Origin of the sequence: Sphingomonas sp. TF3, assembly GCF_003985085.1 — a bacterium.
Classification (GTDB): Bacteria; Pseudomonadota; Alphaproteobacteria; order Sphingomonadales; family Sphingomonadaceae; genus Sphingomonas.
On the sequence record NZ_RWKS01000041.1, the window covers coordinates 1 to 15,886 of the forward strand.

Genomic DNA, 15,886 nt, shown 5'->3' on the forward strand with positions numbered 1-15,886 from the left:
CAACGATGTTTGTAGTTACATTGAGTTCAACTAAACCCGTAACTATCAGGTGCTCAACCCACCTACGGGTTGGACGGTCCTCGAAAGAACCGTTGCCAGTTAGAATGGATAACGGCGTCGGAATATTTAAGTGAAAATTGCAGAAAAGGATCAAGAGAATGGAAAAAGCATAGTCATGTGAGACAAGCTCCGGTAGCGATTGGCGGCGCTCTTGCTCAATGTGAACCAATGCCTTCGCGATACTAAACTCTTGCTGTCGATAATCATATTATCGGTCTTTCGAATGAATACGCTGCCCAGCCAGAATGCAGTACGCAATCCATGCCCACCTCTGTGTCACGGCTCTACAATAGCGGGAGCTGCTGAAGAGCGGCCGGAAGCCTTGCTGGAGCCTTAATCCTCAACTGCGTGTTGACGCTCATCCGGCCATACACCACCGATATAGCTGAGATCGAGACACCAAACTCCCCCGCGAGAAATCTGACCATGTGGTCTGTAGCGCGACCGAGCTTCGGCGCGGCGGTGACACTCACCATCAGTTGGCGGCCGCGCGATTTCCCGATGGAGTCGGTACGTGCCGCAAACGACCCCTGCATCAGCATGTCGAGCCGGAGGAATCCGGCAATGACCTGAATCACGCCCATCAAGATCGTGGCGGCGAATAGATATTCGACGCCATGGTCGCGGATCAGTGGAAGCACCAGCACCGCGATGGCGGCTGTGGCAGCAGAAATCATGCCGGGGCGACCGCCGACAAGGGCCGTGGTGACGGCAATGGAGAAGGAGGCATAGAGGCCGACGCGCGGATCCACGCCCGCGATGATCGAGAAGCTGATGGCTTCGGGGATCAGCGCCAATGCAACGACGATACCCGCAAGTATGTCCGCACGCGGATTTGCGAGCCAGTCGCGTTTCAGCGAGGCAAAAGATGTCATTCAGGAACCTACAGATTGGCTAGCAGGGCATCGCGCCTATGCGCGGAAACGCTCAGAACTCGGGAAAAGCGAAGCCCAAATTTCGCTAGTGGTTATCCCGGGGATAGGCGCCGGGCCGCGCCACCCGACAACGCCGGGTCCAATGGAGGGATCGCACTTACTCGAGTTGAACGGTTGAATAGCCGACCTTTACACCGCGGCCAGCCAGTTCGGCGTGCACATCGATCAGCCTCAGATCATTCGTCTCGGCCAGGAAAGCGGCAACATGGGCGCTGTGCCCCAACAGTTTGGATCGATGATCTCCGCCCATCGTCCTTGCTGAATAATTCTGCGTCCGACGGTAAAGACGATGCCAGTTGCCCGCCGTACTTGGCGCGATACCAAACGCCTCGCCAACTGCTCGGCAATTGCCGCCACCTTCCATCGCTGCAACCACCCGCACACGCAAATCGTCCGAATAAGGCCTTCCCATCCTATGCTGGCCTCCAATCCCAGCACTCAGCTTCAATCAGATTACAGGCCCCTTGGGAATCCCCCGCGATTCAACTCGATCGGATTTCAGTTTAGAACCCTGGCAACGACTTCGTCAGGGTTGTTGGAAAAAGGCCACGTTGGCGAGGAGCACCAGGCCGATCGATCCTAATGCCCCGTGGGCAACGACATAGAACGTCGGCGCGCCCCGGCGAAAGATAAGTCGAAACAGGGTCAGCCCTCCAGCCAGAGCGGCTCCAAACACCCCCAAGGCCCACCAGGCCTGGGGCGGGGGTGCGGCGTCGCGCAGGATGGTCACCAGCAGAGACAGGACCGATGCCGCCGCGAAGCCGCCATGAGCCGCTCCGAAGAACGAGGGAAAGGAATGATGACGCGCGAGTGCAACGCCCATTCCCGTGCCAAAAGCTGCGACCGCGGAAAGCAGAATGAAGGCAAGAATATACATGCAGAAATCCGATCAGAGGGAAGGCATCTCCCGCAGTCAGGAGGCGGCGTTGACGGACTTCGGGGAACTGAGGACCTTTAGGTCCGTCGAGAGATCCGCGAGAACCTCGGCGTCGACGGCTCGGCGGGAACGAATGATTTTCTTCAGGGATCCCAGATCACGCGGGGCGTTGATCGCCGTAGCGCCGACCAGCCGCCCGCCAGCCAGGTGCAGGATGCTGAAGCTGTCGGCTGACATATCGCCCCTCACTACATTGAGTTCTCCCTTGGGCGACCCCGCTACCTGGATCTTCAGGTGGTACTGATCGGACCAGTAATAGGCGGGCGCTTCCGATGCCGACGTCGTTGGCTGTCCACATAATGCCATCGCCAAGACGGACGCCTGTTCCCGCGCGCGCGTCCAGGTTTCTGAGCGGACATGGGTCCGCTGCTCTTCGCACCAGGCTCGACTACAGTCACCGATTGCCCAGATATTCGGCAAGGACGTGCGGCCCAGATCGTCCACGAGGATGCCGTTGTCGCACGCCGCGCCCGCAGCGGCCGCAAGTTCCGTATTGGGGATGACGCCAGCGGCGACGAGGATGACGTCGGCCGGAATGCGCACGCCATCATCAAGGACTATGCTGTCCGCCGTGACGGAGGCGACGCTTCGACCGAGGTGAAATGTCACACCCTGCTGTTCATGGGTTTCTCGCAGAAAAATCGACAACTGCGGGCACCCGCTGCGGCTGAGCAGCGCCGGCAAGACCTCCACAACGGTGACCTCGGCACCGATCGTCCTGGCCGTCGCGGCGACTTCTAGGCCGATGATCCCGCCGCCAACGATCACGAGTCGGCTCCCGGAGAAAAGATGGCCTCTTAGGGCGCGGGCGTCATCGAGGCCGCGTAGCTTGCAGACAGGGAGAGCGCCGGAGGCGAGGGACGGGAGGGATCGCGCACGGGCGCCGGTCGCAAAGATCAATTGGCCAAAGGTCAGCGAGCCGCCCGTCGAAAGCGCGACGGATCGCGCTTCAACGTCGACAGCTTCGGCGCGGACTCCCGACCGGACGTCCACGCGCTCCATATCAGGCAGCATCAGGGCGATCGCGTCGGTATCGCCGTCGAGCAGGAAAGCCTTGGACAGCGGCGGTCGGTCATAGGCGGCATGGGGTTCGTCCTGAAGGACGACGACCGACTGATCGGGCGCGCGCTTCGCCAGTTCTGACGCGAGGGAGAGGCCAGCGACGCCGCCCCCCACGATGGCGACCGAAAAATCGGTTCGGGTCATACCCGCCCCCCGGACAGCGTGAAATTCATTTTTCATCCCAGTTTCATCCCAGCAGCAGTCTGTTGTCGCCAATAACCTTGCGCGCCCGCTGAAGGTGTTCCTCAAGCGCCTTAACGGCTCGGTCCGCATCGCGCGCCAAGGCTGCCTCGAAGATTTCGGAATGCTCGGCGTGGACACTGGTCGGCGGAGGCCCCTGGGTCGCGGAAAGTCGTCGGTAGCGCTCGGTGTTGTGAAAGAGGATATCCCTGAGGCGCTCGAGCCATTTTGACGTGGAGGCCGCGAGCAGGGCCTCGTGGAAGGCCTTGTTACGTTGTTCCCAATCGTCGAACGCGCCCGAAGGATCAACCACCAGGCGTTCTTCGGCCCTTGTCAGTCGATGAAAGGCTGCGATCAGTCGCGCTTCCCATTCGTCGTCGCCAAGGGCGATGCTTTCCCGGATCGCGGCGCAATCAAGAGTTGTCCTGGCGATCGTAAGATCATCAAGATCCGCTAGCGACATTGGCGCGACGCTGAAACCTTTTTGCCCCTCGAAGATGACGAGATGGTCGCCGATCAGCCTCGTCAACGCTTCGCGCACGGTGCTCCCGCTGACACCGTAGGCCGACTTGAGATAATCAAGCTTCAGCCGGGAACCTTGTGGGTAACGCCCATTGATGAGGTGCCGGCGAAGCATGCTGTAGGCCGCTTCGACAGCCGTCTTTGCTCCCCCCTGCGCGCTGTTCCCATGCAGACAGGAAGCTTCGAGGGCAAAAATGTCATATTCGACCGATGTCATCGTCATCTCGCTCGTCTCAAAATCAAACCGAATGCATATAACCAAAAACGGCGTGTTTGAACATTTATACCGGTTTCGATGCAGTTTCGATGATCTGGCAAAAATTCGTTGACATGTCAAAAAATCGATATTAGCCCCAAAGGCTGCACGGGAAAACGGTGCAGACAAAAATGGGAGAGGCGTCGTGGACAGCCTGACGAGGATTTTTCTCAGCCGGAAAGGGCCGAGCACCCTATCGCCATGGTCGCCCACCATGGGGAGAGGCTTCGCATGTCGGTGATTTCGAACAGCGAGATCGGTCGGGATGTGGTCGCCGATGGGATTAGGACGAATTTTCACGACGAAGGCGTAGGCAAACCAGTGCTGTTGATCCACGGATCCGGGCCTGGCGTCAGTGCCTGGGCGAACTGGCGGCCGATATTGCCTGTGCTGTCCCGCTCGCGACGAGTCATCGCCCCTGACATGGTCGGCTTCGGATTCACCGAAAGGCCAGAGGGCATTGTTTACAATCTCGAGACATGGCTACGCCAAATACTCTCGTTTATAGACGAATTGGGCATCGAGCAGGCTGACATTGTCGGAAATTCATTCGGCGGCGCCCTGTCCTTGGCTTTGGCGATTCGTCATCCGGATCGGGTCCGGCGTCTGGTTCTGATGGGATCAGTGGGCGTGCAGTTCGAAATCACCGAAGGTCTCGATGCGATCTGGGGCTATGAGCCGTCGATCTCCAACATGCGCAGGGTCATGGACTTTTTCGCCTACGACCGCGGACTGGTGAACGACGAACTTGCGGCCCTTCGCTATCGGGCGAGTATTCAGCCCGGCGTCCAGGAAGCGTTCTCATCCATGTTCCCGGCGCCACGGCAGAGGTGGGTGAGCAGCCTCGCCAGCGCGGAGGATGATATCGCCAGGCTGCCTCATCCGACCCTGATCGTGCACGGTCGGGATGATAGGGTCATCCCTTTGGCGACATCTCTTCGGCTTCACAGCCTGATCGAGGATTCACAGCTGCACGTGTTCGGTCGCTGTGGCCACTGGACGCAGATCGAGCACGCCGCGCGGTTCTCGAGATTAGTCGAGGAGTTCCTGGATGAGGCCTCTCCGATGACGGTGAAGGCCGTCAATCAAGTTCCGGCGCTTACGACGGCGGCCCATGGCCGGTAAAAATGGCCGATGCTGCCAGGCATGGGGTTCGGCTTGAGGGCATTGCAGAGATGATCCGGTCCTTCGGGACCGCGCATACAACTTAATTAAAGGCACAGTTCAGCACTGGAGAGCATGAATATGAATAGTTTGTCAAAAGGTGACAGAACTGAAGCCGACGCATTCTCGCCGCTCATTGCCGTCGGTGCCGTCGAACCCGACTGTGTGGTTCAGGTCAATGTGTCGGGACGTGAACCGCTCGCCGTGTATAACTTGGACGGCGAATATTTCGTAACCGCGGATACTTGCACGCACGGGGAGGCCTCATTGTCCGATGGCGAAGTTCTTTCGGACGGCACCATAGAATGTCCCTTCCACGGCGGATCTTTCGATATACGGTCAGGGCGTCCCTGCAAATATCCCTGCAGCATTGCGATCGCGACCTATGCGGTCGAGATTCGCGACGGACGGATTTTCGCGGCGCTGGACTGAGCGAGATCAGAACAAGAATCGCGCAAGATAATAGGAGAGGTTGAATGTATTGCGGCGGAATGAAAGACAACTTCATCGACCACGACGCGTCGGGGACGCGTCGCGTCGATCGGCGAATATTTTCGGATCCCGAACTTTTTGAGCGCGAATTCAAGCAGATCTGGGAGAAGGTCTGGGTTTATGTCGCCCACGAGAGTCAGATCCCGAACCCCAAGGATTTCCTGACGACCTGGGTCGGACGGGTGCCGGTCATCATTAATCGCAACAAGTCCGGCCAGCTGAACGCCCTCGCCAACATCTGCCCGCATCGCGGCGCCACATTGTGCCGCACCTCCAAGGGCTCGACGGCCAATTTCGTCTGCCCGTTCCATGGCTGGGCTTTCAATGCCGACGGTCGCCTTTTGGCTCCAATGAACGAGGCTGCTGGGGGCTATCCCGAAGGGTTCGACAAGGACAAGCTCGGGATGCGCCGGCTTCGCCTGGAGAACTACCGAGGCTTTCTTTTCGCGTCCCTGAACGATGCGGTTGAACCGCTCGAAGACCATCTCGCGGACAGCAAGGCTTTCATTGACATCATCGTCGACCAGTCGCCGCAAGGCATCGAAGTCCTCAAGGGCTCTTCGACCTATACCTATGAGGGCAACTGGAAGTTGCAGGCCGAGAATGGCGTGGATGGCTATCACGTGGCGTCCGTGCATGCCAACTATGTCGAGACCCAGCTGAACCGCGCGGCCTCCAAGAGCGTCGGCCAGAAGACTAAGGCAATGAATGTCGGCGACCTGCCGAACGCTCGCGGCGGCTTCTATGATCTCAACAACGGACATACGATCATCTGGTCCGATTGGACCAACCCTCAGGATCGGCCCCTTTATCCGGTCCAAGAGGAACTCAAGGCGCGGATGGGCGAGGAGAGGGCGGAGTGGGCCGTCGGGCGACTGCGCAACCTGCTCATTTATCCCAATATGTTCTTGATGGATCAGACGAGCAGTCAGATCCGGATCTTCCGGCCTCTGTCGGTCAGCAAGACCGAGGTCACCATTTACTGCTTCGCCCCGGTCGGGGAGGCGCCGACTGCTCGCGCGCACCGGATTCGTCAGTATGAAGACTTTTTCAACGCCAGCGGCATGGCGACGCCCGACGATCTCACCGAGTTCGGCGAATCTCAGAAGGGCTGCAACGCCCACTCTGCGGTGCGCTGGAGTGAGATGTCCCGCGGCGCTGCCCACGAGATCGATGGGCCGGATGCCCTGGCAACGAGCCTTGGCATTACGCCGGGCAGGAGTGGAGTGAAAATCGAGGATGAGGGCATCTTCCTCGCGCAACACGCCCACTGGGCACAGCTGATGGCCGATGAAGCGGAGCATGCGTGATGGTCGATGAGACTCTTCGCCACCCCGTTCAGGACCTCATTGCGCGCGAGGCCCAGGCTCTGGACGACAAGAACTGGGACGCCTGGCTCGGCCTGTTCACCGAGGACGTGGAGTACTGGGTCCCTGCCTGGGATTCCGAGCACGTCCTGACGACCGATCCCCAAGGGGAAATGTCGCTGATTTACTATTCGACCCGGAGCGGCCTCGAGGATCGCGTCTTTCGTCTTAGAACGGAGCGGTCGGCCGCGTCGATGCCACTGCCGCGCACGTGTCACATGACGTCGAACGTCCTGATCGACCACGGTGCGACGGGAATCGTGGTGAAGACTGCCTGGATCGTGCACAGCAATCGTGGCGGTGTTTTGAACTACTTCTTCGGCCGGTCTGAATATATCCTCATCAAGGTCGAAGACGAGCTTAAGATCAAAAGGAAGAAGACTGTCGTGATGAATGATATCATCCCGACGGTGATGGATATTTATTCGATATGATCATTCTCACGCCATTTCGAGGGGTTCAGCCATGCTAGCCATCTGCAAGACTGAACCCGTTCGGGGCGGTGTCACCGTCCAGGACGTCCTGTCGCTCGGTGAGCCGACCGGCTCGAACGTCCGCCTGCGGGTCGAGGCGGCCGGCATCTGCGGCACGGATCTGCTGATCTATAAATGGGGCGGCTTCGCGCACCGGATGACGCTGCCCACGGTCCTCGGACACGAGATCAGTGGCGTGGTCGAGGCGATCGGCCCCGGTGTCACCCGCGTGGCGGTCGGCGATCGCGTGAGTGTCGAGAGCCATCTGCCCTGCGGCCGTTGTTACACCTGCAATCGAGGCTGGAGTCACGTCTGCCCCAACACCCGTTATCCCGGGGTAGATTTCGACGGTGGCTTCGCGTCCCATGTGATGTTGCCGGAGCAGGTCCTGTTTCCCGTGCCGGGCGATATTGGTCCGCTCCAGGCGGCGATGATGGAGCCATTCGGCATCGCCGTTCACGCCAGCCAAGAGGGCAGCGGCGTATCAGGGCTGAACGTTCTTATTAGCGGCTGCGGACCAATCGGCCTGATGAATGTCGCTGCCGCCAAAGCTCTCGGCGCCAATCGCATCGTCGCGCTGGATATCAATCCGCTACGTTTGCGGGCCGCCGAGACAATGGGCGCTGATGTAACCATCGATGTGTCCAAAGGCTCGGCTGCGCACGCAGTGACACAACTAACGCGTGGTCGCGGGATGGACGTCGCAATCGACTATTCGGCCCAGGCCGGCTCTGTCGACGCACTCGAGCCCCTGATCACTCACGGCGGCGAATTGCGACTGCTCGGGGTGCCTTCCGAACCGGTACCCGTCAATCTCGAACGGTGGCTCTTCAAGGGCCTCGTCGTCCGGAGCCTCCATGGCCGGAGGCTGTTCAGCTCCTGGGAAACGGCCACCCGGCTGCTGATCGACGGCCACGTCGAGCTTCTGCCGCTCGTAAGCCACCGCTTGCCAATTTCGGATGCCCTTGAGGGTTTCGACGCGGCTCTGCGTGGCGACGCGCTCAAGATCATCTTCGAACCCAACGGGCCTGCAGGCACACCGCCCGCCAAAATCTAGAACGGGAGTACGTCCATGAACACGCCTATCAAATCCAACGCCTGGACCGGTAAAGTATTTAGCCACGGCTGGTCGGCCGGATCTGGCGGCGTTGCCGAGGTCATCGAGCCGGCGACCGGCGAAGTCCTCGGCCAAATCGGCATCGCCGACGTCAAGGACGTTGACGCCGCGGTGGCGTCGGCGCGCTCAGCCCAAGAGGCCTGGGCTGCCACGCCCTTCGACCAACGGGCCGCCATTATCCGGACCGCAGCTGAGGTGCTTAAGCGGCGCGCAGCGGAATTCGTGCAGTGGAACACGCGCGAGTGCGGCTCGATCCCGCCGAAAGGCGAGTATGAGGTCGGGATCACCTACGAACAGCTGCAACAGGCAGCCGCCCTGGCGGCGTTGCCCAACGGCAGCCTGTTTCCATCCTCCGTGCCGGGCCGGACGAACCTTTGGCAACGCGTGCCGCTAGGCGTGGTCGGCGTCATCGCCCCCTGGAACTTTCCGTTGTTCCTGGCGATGCGGTCGGTCGCCCCAGCCTTGTCGCTGGGCAATGCCGTGGTGCTGAAGCCCGACCTGCAGAGCGCGGTCACCGGCGGCGTCCTGATCGCGGAAATCTTCGAGGAAGCCGGACTGCCAGACGGGGTCCTGCATGTGTTGCCGGGCGGGGCCGAGACAGGCGAAGCCCTCGTCCGACATCCCGATGTGGCGATGATTTCCTTCACCGGATCCACGGCCGTTGGACGCTCGATCGCGGAGATCTGTGGCCGGATGCTGAAGAAGGTCGCCTTGGAGCTGGGCGGAAACAACGTCCACATCGTCCTGCCCGATGCAGACCTGGACGGCGCGGCCAGTTGCGCGGCTTGGGGCAGCTTCCTGCATCAGGGTCAAGTCTGCATGGCGGCCGGTCGTCACCTGGTGCATCGCAGCGTGGTCGATGAGTACGCCGCCAAACTGGCCACGCGCGCGGGCGCGCTCCATGTCGGCGATCCCAACGCTGGACCTTGCCATCTCGGTCCGTTGATCAACGACCGTCAAGTCGCCCGGGTGCATGAGGTAGTGACCGGCTCGATCGAGGCTGGGGCCGAGGTCCTCACCGGCGGCGTCCACGAAGGCCGATTCTATCAGCCCACGGTGCTTAAGGGCGTCACGCCGGAGATGTCAGCCTTCAAGTCGGAGATTTTCGGCCCGGTGGCGCCGATCACTGTCTTTGATACTGAGGACGAGGCCATCGCCCTGTCCAACCGCAGCGAATACGGCTTAGCCGCGTCGATCCACACGGCGTCGGCGGCCCGTGGGCTGGCGCTGGCCAAGCGGTTGAAGACGGGCATGGTCCACATCAACGACCAGCCGATCAACTGCGAGCCCCAGGTGCCCTTCGGCGGCATGGGTGCGTCGGGAAGCGGCGGGCGTTTCGGCGGACCCGCGAGCATCGACGAGTTCACACAGGCCCAGTGGATAAGCCTCGTCGAGAAACCGGTGATCTATCCATTTTAAGAACAACCGGGAATCGACCCGCCTGAACGACGTTCAGGAAGGCACTCTATAGGAGATCTAAAATGGATGCTCTGAGATACTATGTGACCCCTTTGGTCACGGCTGTCGGAATTGCCGGGTTTCTACTGGGAGGACCGTGGGTCTGGCTCGGGGCCTCGACCTTTCTGGCCCTTATGACGCTGGACATCATACTGCCTTCGGACACGGCGATGCGGCGGATTCGCTTCGGTTTTGCCGCCGATCTTCCGCTTTATCTGCAGTTGCCGCTGATGCTTGGGCTCTATGCGGCCTTCATCGTCGGGGTGCGTCAAGGCCATATCGTCCTGAGTTTGCCCGCTCAGTTCATCGGTGCCGTACTGAGCATCGCCTGGCTCAGCGGAGTTCCGACCCTGCCGGTCGCGCATGAACTGATGCACCGCCGGCACCCGCTCCCTCGTCGCTTCGCTCAAGGCCTGTCGACCTTCTACGGTGACCCCAATCGCGACATTGCCCACGTGACGACCCACCATCTGGAGCTCGATACTCACCGCGACAGTGACACGCCCCGGCGTGGCCAGAGCATCTATGCCTTCATCGTCCAGGCGACGGTCGGGTCCTATTCCGATGCTGTGCATCAGGAAGCAGAAACCCAACGCCGTCAGGGCCGTTCGGCGTGGGATCTGCGCAACCGCACCTATCAGCAGATAGCCTTGGTACTGCTGCTCCCGGTCGTTGTGGGCCTGACGGCGGGTCCCCTGGCCTTGGCCGTCACCGTCCTGGCGATGATCATCGCCAAGGGCCTGGTGGAGGGGTTCAACTATTTCCAGCACTACGGGCTGATCCGGGTCGAAGGCGCGCCGATCCAAATGCATCACGCCTGGAACCATTTGGGGGCTGTGGTCCGTCCGCTCGGCTGCGAAATTACCAACCACATCAACCACCACCTTGACGGGCATACCCCCTTTTACAAGCTCCGCCCCGAGCCCCAAGCGCCCCAGATGCCGTCGCTCTTCATGTGTTTCGCGATCGGCCTTGTTCCGCCGCTCTGGTACAGTCTGATTGCCAAACCCAAGCTGAAAGACTGGGATACCCGGTTCGCAAGCCCGAGTGAGAGGGTGCTAGCGCAGCAGGCCAATGCCAAGGCTGGATGGCCACAGTGGACCAATTAGCCGTCGCTGCTCCCAGCCTAGTAGAATCAACGATTGATTGTTAGGATCCCCGTGTTCAGTTTTCTCAAATCCAAGCCCCCGACGACCGCCTCTGTGGCTGACCAAGGCGTATTCATCGAGGTCGCGCGGGGAAAAACCTTGCTCGAGGCAGCACTGGAGCAGGGGTTAAGCTTTCCGCACAACTGTAAGGTCGGCACCTGCGGAACGTGCCTCTATCGTCTCGATGGTGGCAAGATATCGGAACTGACCTCTTCGGCGATGGGATTAACTCAGGAGCAGTTTCAGGCCGGATACCGACTGGCCTGCCAGACTCTGCCCAAAACTGATTTGACGATCACGCTCGACGAGGCGCTGAAGCGAACCCAGCCCGTCGTCGAGGTCGGCGGCCGGGTGGCGAGCCTGGCCCATCTGACGCACGACATCGTCGAGCTGAGGGTCGATCTGGACGAGCCGATCCGGTTTCAGCCCGGCCAGTACGCCGAGCTGCTGATCGACGGCGTGGCGGCGTGGCGGAGTTATTCCTTCGCCAACCCGCCCCATGCCTCGAACGCCAGCGTGCATTTCCATGTGCGGCTGGTGCCGGGGGGACAGTTCACCGGCTGGCTGTTCGCCGCTTCCAGACTGGGTCAGGCGGTGAGAGTGCGGGGCCCCTATGGCCAGTTCGGCCTCAAGCCCGGAGCGTCGCCCATCATCTGTGTCGCGGGCGGCAGCGGCCTCGCGCCGATCAAATGCATGCTCGAGGGCGCGTCCCCGGAAGCGCGGCGACGTCCGGTCATCGTGCTGTTCGGGGCGCGGACCGAACGCGACATCTACGGTCTGGACGCCTTTGAGGCCCTGAAGAACACCTGGGAAGCCGATCTGACCTTCACCCCGATCTTGTCGGCTGAACCCGCCGATTCCTCATGGACCGGCGGGCGAGGATTGGTGACCGACTACATCCAGACCATCCCGGACATCGACCATGCACAAGCTTATCTCTGCGGCCCGCCTCCCATGGTGGACGCCGCCGAGGCGGCGCTGTCGAAGGCCGGACTGACGTCCGACCGTATCTTCGCGGACAGGTTCTTCGACAAGAGCCGGGTCGCGGCGGCCTAGAAAATTCACAACCACACAGGGAAGACTCACATGGATATCCAAGCCGCCGTCGTGCGCCAATCGGGCGGACCCTTCGTGCTCGAAGACGCCAGGCTGAACGAACCGGCCGACGACCAGATCCTGGTCAAGCTGGTCGCCACCGGACTCTGCCATACCGACCTGATCTGCCGGGACCAGCACTATCCCGTGCCGCTGCCCATGGTGTTCGGCCATGAGGGCGCGGGCGTGGTCGAGAAGGTCGGCCGCTCGGTCACCAAGGTCGCACCGGGCGACCATGTGGTGCTGACCTTCTATACCTGTGGTCGATGCGAGGCTTGCGTTTCCGGCGACCCGACCAGTTGCGCGAACTCGTTCGTGCCGAACTTCATGGGCCGCGGCGTGGGGGGCGAATGCACCATTCACGACCATGACGGCGGCGAGTTGAGCGCGAGCTTCTTCGGGCAGTCTTCCTTCGCAACCTATGCACTGTCCTATGAGCGGAACACTATCAAGGTCAACAAGGACGTGCCGCTCGAAATTCTCGGGCCGCTGGGCTGCGGCATCCAGACCGGCGCGGGATCGGTGCTGAACGCGCTCAACCCCTCCGCCGGATCGACCATCGCGATCTTCGGCGCGGGCGCGGTGGGCCTCTCGGCCGTGATGGCCGCGGTGATCGCCGGCTGCACCACGATCATCGCGGTCGACGTAAAGGAGAACCGGCTGGCCCTCGCCACCGAGTTCGGGGCCACCCATGTGATCAACGCCGGGACCAGCGATCCGGTGGCGGAAATCGCCAAGATCTGTCCGGGCGGAGTCGCCTACGCCCTGGAGACGAGCGGCATTCCCGCCGTCCTCGGTCAGGCGATCGCCAGTTCGAGCATAGGCGGCGAGATCGGCATCGTCGGCGCGCCGGCCATGGGCGCCACGCTTCCGGTGGATATCAACTTCCTGCTGTTCAACCGAAAGCTCAGGGGCATCATCGAAGGCCAGGCGAATTCCGAGATTTTCATCCCTCGGCTGATCGCCCTCTACCAGCAGGGCAAATTTCCCTTCGATAAGTTGATCAACTTTTACGAGTTTGATCAGATCAATCAGGCAGCGGCCGACTCCGAAGCCGGGGGCACGTTGAAGCCGGTCCTGAGAATGCCGGCTTAGCTGGGGTTTGAGGAGGCAATGCCGCCTTCGGAATTATCCCGGCGGCGGTCATCAAACCACAACAAAGGGGGGACCCGCAATGTCAACGCCGGCCTCCAGATATGACTCGGGGAAAGGGGGACGGGCGTTACCGTTGCTCGAAAGACGGGCTGCAACATGAAGCTTACTTTAGTCACGAGCTTAGGCCCGCAGATCTTGGGGCGGCGTTGCCCACGTTCAACGACAGGTATGGTAGCGGCATGAAAATGCTCAATCGCCCCTAGTCTTGTAGTTTTGCGGCGGAAAACGAGAAAATGGGAGAGGGAATATGAAGATTAAAATTGGGACGGCGCTGGCGCTTATAGCAGCTGGATCAGCATCGCCAGCATGGGCGACGGACACTTTTACACTGGAGGGGTTTGGCGCGATCTCGCGCGGCTTGGGCGGAGCTGCCGTCTCGCTTGACGTGGGACCTGCTGGGATCATGAGCAATCCGGCAACTCTATCACTTTCGACAGACAGTCAGGATCCCGATTCGAATTCCCAGCTGCTCATCGGTCTCGACATGATAGCAGCAAATATAGATGCTTATGATAATACTACAGGAGCGAAAGCTGCCTCACGCACGCATTCACGCAACCGCGGCCCATATTTTGCGCCCCAGCTAGCGTATATCAGGCGCTCGGGCAAGTTCACTTTCGGGGTCGGCGCCTTTGCGCAGGGTGGGCTTGGCAGCGAATATGGCAAGAACAGCTTTCTTTCCAACGGTCTTTCGGGTGCGCCGACGGGTTTGGATATCTCGAGCCGCATGTTCGCTTTTGATATTCCTGCAGCGGTGAGCGTCAAAGTAAACGACCGATTGACGATTGGCGGCTCGATCGATGCGATATGGATCGGCCTGAACCTTAACGAGCAACTCCAAGCCGATCAGGTTGGATCGTTGATAGGCAGTGGGAGAGTCTCCGGTAGCCTCGGTCCGGTACTCGGTGGCATTCCCGGGCTCGACGCAGTGCATTTTGGATTAACCCGGAATAGTTTCTTGCTTAACGGCGTTGACGGCTGGGGCCTGGGCGGGCGTTTCGGCTTCACCTACAAGCTCACGCCTTCTACGACGATCGGCGGCGCATATAATTTCGAAACCAACGTTGCCGATCTGAAAGGGCGTGCGACTCTGACGGCAGTGTCGACCGTCGCCGGGCAAATCCCGCTCACCGGCAGGATTCGTGTCCGCGACTTTCAGATGCCTGCGCGGCTTTCCATAGGGATCACCCAGAGGTTTGGCCCTCAGATCTTGATCACTGCTGAGTATCAACTCGCGTTCTGGAAACATGCGATGAAGAATATAAATGTCGGATTTGAAGCCGACGCCGGCGGGGATATCAACGTTCTCCTGCCACAGAACTACGGGAACCAGAACATTGTGGCAGTGGGCGGGGCCTACGAAATGGGATCTGTGACGTTCCGCGCGGGCGGGCGATTTGCTTCTCAAGCAACGCCGGGAGACACACTCTTGGCGATCGTTCCAGGTATCCCGAGATATCATGCGTCTGCTGGTCTGACCTACAAGGTTGGCAAACGCCAAGCGATCGACTTCGCATATTCGCACGCCTTCAAAGAAAGAGTGTCGAACGATGTTTTGCCCAATACCTCACAGCCTATTAGCATCACTCATTCCCAGAACAACCTTTCTATTGGCTACAGGCTGAGCCTTTAGAGTTGGAAAAAGGACTTTTTAAGGCTATGCGATAGTTCGGAAGACGAGTATATTGAGAAGGTAGCGAAGGCATCAATGACTACTTTCATCCTTGGCTTTATCTAAAATCTGTTCAAAAGTTGACCGAACATGGAGAAGTGAAATGGCTCTCACCGGAGTAACCCGCCCTGGCTACGTACAGCTGCGGGTTCTAGACCTCAATGAGGCGATCCAGCATTACCGTGACCGGATCGGTCTGAATTTGGTTGGCGTGGAAGGCGGGCGTGCTTTCTTTCAGGCATTTGACGAGTTTGACCGTCATAGCATAATCCTGCGTGAAGCGGAATCTGCCGGGTTCGACCGGATGGGCTTCAAGGTCGCCAGGGATGGCGATCTCGATCATTTTGCCGAGCGTCTTCTCGACCTGGGCGTCCATGTCGAGGTCATACCTGCCGGTGAGGATCCCGGAGCCGGGCGAAAGATCCGCTTCAACACCCCGACCGGACATGTGTTCGACCTTTATGCGGAAATGGATTTGTCTGAAAACGGGCCGGCGGTGCGTAATCCCGACGTCTGGATCGCAGAGCCTCGTGGCATGCGGGTGACCCGTTTTGATCATTGCGCGCTTAGCGGCATAGATATTTCAGCGAGTGCCAAGATTTTTATTGAGGCGCTTGACTTCTCGGTTACCGAGGAACTCGTTGACGAGACTTCAGGTGCTCGACTAGGCATCTTTTTATCCTGCAGCACAAAGGCCCACGACGTGGCGTTCCTCGGCTATCCCGAGGATGGTAGAATTCATCATACGTCCTTCCGTGCCTATCCGGTTAACGCAGACACCCACTACATGTCT

16 protein-coding genes, 1 pseudogene and 1 other annotated feature are annotated in these 15,886 nt (G+C 59.9%); of the genes and pseudogenes, 11 read left to right on the forward strand and 6 right to left on the reverse strand.

Annotated elements, in window-relative coordinates:
- Positions 1-344 precede the first annotated feature (344 nt).
- From EJC47_RS21610 to EJC47_RS19785, 6 genes and pseudogenes are all read right to left on the reverse strand, one after another.
- A complete protein-coding gene (locus EJC47_RS21610) occupies positions 345-602 on the reverse strand; it encodes a DUF167 domain-containing protein (protein ID WP_409574497.1) in 258 nt (85 codons plus the stop codon).
- Positions 581-935, reverse strand: a pseudogene (locus EJC47_RS21615) (SulP family inorganic anion transporter); the annotation flags it as partial. The gene EJC47_RS21610 and the pseudogene EJC47_RS21615, both read right to left, overlap by 22 nt.
- A 90-nt stretch (positions 936-1,025) precedes the next feature.
- Positions 1,026-1,079, reverse strand: a sequence feature (sul1 is cis-regulatory element that is thought to sense ions involved in sulfur or methionine metabolism; They are found in Alphaproteobacteria).
- Positions 1,080-1,092: 13 nt separating this feature from the next.
- The gene (locus EJC47_RS19770) at positions 1,093-1,407 is read right to left on the reverse strand and encodes a hypothetical protein (RefSeq protein ID WP_126849430.1); all 315 of its coding nucleotides are present in this window, start codon (positions 1,405-1,407) and stop codon (positions 1,093-1,095) included.
- A gap of 114 nt (positions 1,408-1,521) precedes the next feature.
- The gene (locus EJC47_RS19775) at positions 1,522-1,872 is read right to left on the reverse strand and encodes a hypothetical protein (RefSeq protein WP_126849431.1); all 351 of its coding nucleotides are present in this window, start codon (positions 1,870-1,872) and stop codon (positions 1,522-1,524) included.
- A gap of 36 nt (positions 1,873-1,908) precedes the next feature.
- A complete protein-coding gene (locus tag EJC47_RS19780) occupies positions 1,909-3,138 on the reverse strand; it encodes an NAD(P)/FAD-dependent oxidoreductase (protein ID WP_185867738.1) in 1,230 nt (409 codons plus the stop codon).
- A 43-nt stretch (positions 3,139-3,181) separates the two neighbouring features.
- Entirely contained in the window at positions 3,182-3,913 is a 732-nt protein-coding gene (locus EJC47_RS19785; protein WP_126849444.1) for a GntR family transcriptional regulator, read from the reverse strand.
- 270 nt (positions 3,914-4,183) lie between these two features.
- On the opposite strand from EJC47_RS19785, the gene EJC47_RS19790 reads away from it, so the two are divergent.
- The 11 genes from EJC47_RS19790 to EJC47_RS19840 form a co-directional block, all read left to right on the forward strand.
- On the forward strand, positions 4,184-5,077 hold the full coding sequence (locus EJC47_RS19790; protein WP_126849433.1) for an alpha/beta fold hydrolase: 894 nt from the start codon (positions 4,184-4,186) through the stop codon (positions 5,075-5,077).
- Between the two features lie 120 nt (positions 5,078-5,197).
- Complete coding sequence (locus tag EJC47_RS19795) at positions 5,198-5,548, forward strand: non-heme iron oxygenase ferredoxin subunit (protein WP_126849434.1); 351 nt, start codon at positions 5,198-5,200, stop codon at positions 5,546-5,548.
- A 59-nt stretch (positions 5,549-5,607) separates the two neighbouring features.
- Complete coding sequence (locus EJC47_RS19800) at positions 5,608-6,918, forward strand: Rieske 2Fe-2S domain-containing protein (protein WP_260591684.1); 1,311 nt, start codon at positions 5,608-5,610, stop codon at positions 6,916-6,918.
- Positions 6,918-7,409, forward strand: coding sequence for an aromatic-ring-hydroxylating dioxygenase subunit beta (locus EJC47_RS19805; RefSeq protein WP_126849436.1), 492 nt, complete (start codon positions 6,918-6,920; stop codon positions 7,407-7,409). The genes EJC47_RS19800 and EJC47_RS19805 overlap by 1 nt, the downstream gene beginning before the upstream one ends.
- Before the next feature lie 31 nt (positions 7,410-7,440).
- Positions 7,441-8,505, forward strand: a complete 1,065-nt coding sequence (locus tag EJC47_RS19810; RefSeq protein ID WP_126849437.1) for an alcohol dehydrogenase catalytic domain-containing protein — start codon at positions 7,441-7,443, stop codon at positions 8,503-8,505.
- Positions 8,506-8,520: 15 nt separating this feature from the next.
- Positions 8,521-9,984: a benzaldehyde dehydrogenase gene (locus EJC47_RS19815; RefSeq protein ID WP_126849438.1), complete on the forward strand. Its 1,464-nt coding sequence runs from the start codon at positions 8,521-8,523 to the stop codon at positions 9,982-9,984.
- 62 nt (positions 9,985-10,046) lie between these two features.
- Complete coding sequence (locus tag EJC47_RS19820; RefSeq protein ID WP_126849439.1) at positions 10,047-11,132, forward strand: alkane 1-monooxygenase; 1,086 nt, start codon at positions 10,047-10,049, stop codon at positions 11,130-11,132.
- Positions 11,133-11,183: 51 nt separating this feature from the next.
- Positions 11,184-12,227 carry a 2Fe-2S iron-sulfur cluster-binding protein gene (locus EJC47_RS19825; RefSeq protein WP_126849440.1) on the forward strand — a complete coding sequence of 348 codons (1,044 nt, stop codon included), beginning with the start codon at positions 11,184-11,186 and terminating at the stop codon, positions 12,225-12,227.
- Between the two features lie 30 nt (positions 12,228-12,257).
- A complete protein-coding gene (locus tag EJC47_RS19830) occupies positions 12,258-13,361 on the forward strand; it encodes an NAD(P)-dependent alcohol dehydrogenase (RefSeq protein WP_126849441.1) in 1,104 nt (367 codons plus the stop codon).
- 307 nt (positions 13,362-13,668) lie between these two features.
- On the forward strand, positions 13,669-15,054 hold the full coding sequence (locus EJC47_RS19835; protein WP_126849442.1) for an OmpP1/FadL family transporter: 1,386 nt from the start codon (positions 13,669-13,671) through the stop codon (positions 15,052-15,054).
- A 142-nt stretch (positions 15,055-15,196) separates the two neighbouring features.
- A partial coding sequence (locus EJC47_RS19840) for a VOC family protein (protein ID WP_126849443.1) occupies positions 15,197-15,886 on the forward strand: 690 nt, incomplete at its 3' end.

What these genes read in the sequence shown, in the direction of transcription:
- EJC47_RS21610 (WP_409574497.1), bottom strand. Translation starts at nt 602, where the DNA reads ATGCTGATGCAGGGGTCGTTTGCGGCACGTACCGACTCCATCGGGAAA.
- EJC47_RS19770 (WP_126849430.1), bottom strand. Translation starts at nt 1,407, where the DNA reads ATGGGAAGGCCTTATTCGGACGATTTGCGTGTGCGGGTGGTTGCAGCG.
- EJC47_RS19775 (WP_126849431.1), bottom strand. Translation starts at nt 1,872, where the DNA reads ATGTATATTCTTGCCTTCATTCTGCTTTCCGCGGTCGCAGCTTTTGGC.
- EJC47_RS19780 (WP_185867738.1), bottom strand. Translation starts at nt 3,138, where the DNA reads ATGACCCGAACCGATTTTTCGGTCGCCATCGTGGGGGGCGGCGTCGCT.
- EJC47_RS19785 (WP_126849444.1), bottom strand. Translation starts at nt 3,913, where the DNA reads ATGACATCGGTCGAATATGACATTTTTGCCCTCGAAGCTTCCTGTCTG.
- EJC47_RS19790 (WP_126849433.1), top strand. Translation starts at nt 4,184, where the DNA reads ATGTCGGTGATTTCGAACAGCGAGATCGGTCGGGATGTGGTCGCCGAT.
- EJC47_RS19795 (WP_126849434.1), top strand. Translation starts at nt 5,198, where the DNA reads ATGAATAGTTTGTCAAAAGGTGACAGAACTGAAGCCGACGCATTCTCG.
- EJC47_RS19800 (WP_260591684.1), top strand. Translation starts at nt 5,608, where the DNA reads ATGAAAGACAACTTCATCGACCACGACGCGTCGGGGACGCGTCGCGTC.
- EJC47_RS19805 (WP_126849436.1), top strand. Translation starts at nt 6,918, where the DNA reads ATGGTCGATGAGACTCTTCGCCACCCCGTTCAGGACCTCATTGCGCGC.
- EJC47_RS19810 (WP_126849437.1), top strand. Translation starts at nt 7,441, where the DNA reads ATGCTAGCCATCTGCAAGACTGAACCCGTTCGGGGCGGTGTCACCGTC.
- EJC47_RS19815 (WP_126849438.1), top strand. Translation starts at nt 8,521, where the DNA reads ATGAACACGCCTATCAAATCCAACGCCTGGACCGGTAAAGTATTTAGC.
- EJC47_RS19820 (WP_126849439.1), top strand. Translation starts at nt 10,047, where the DNA reads ATGGATGCTCTGAGATACTATGTGACCCCTTTGGTCACGGCTGTCGGA.
- EJC47_RS19830 (WP_126849441.1), top strand. Translation starts at nt 12,258, where the DNA reads ATGGATATCCAAGCCGCCGTCGTGCGCCAATCGGGCGGACCCTTCGTG.
- EJC47_RS19835 (WP_126849442.1), top strand. Translation starts at nt 13,669, where the DNA reads ATGAAGATTAAAATTGGGACGGCGCTGGCGCTTATAGCAGCTGGATCA.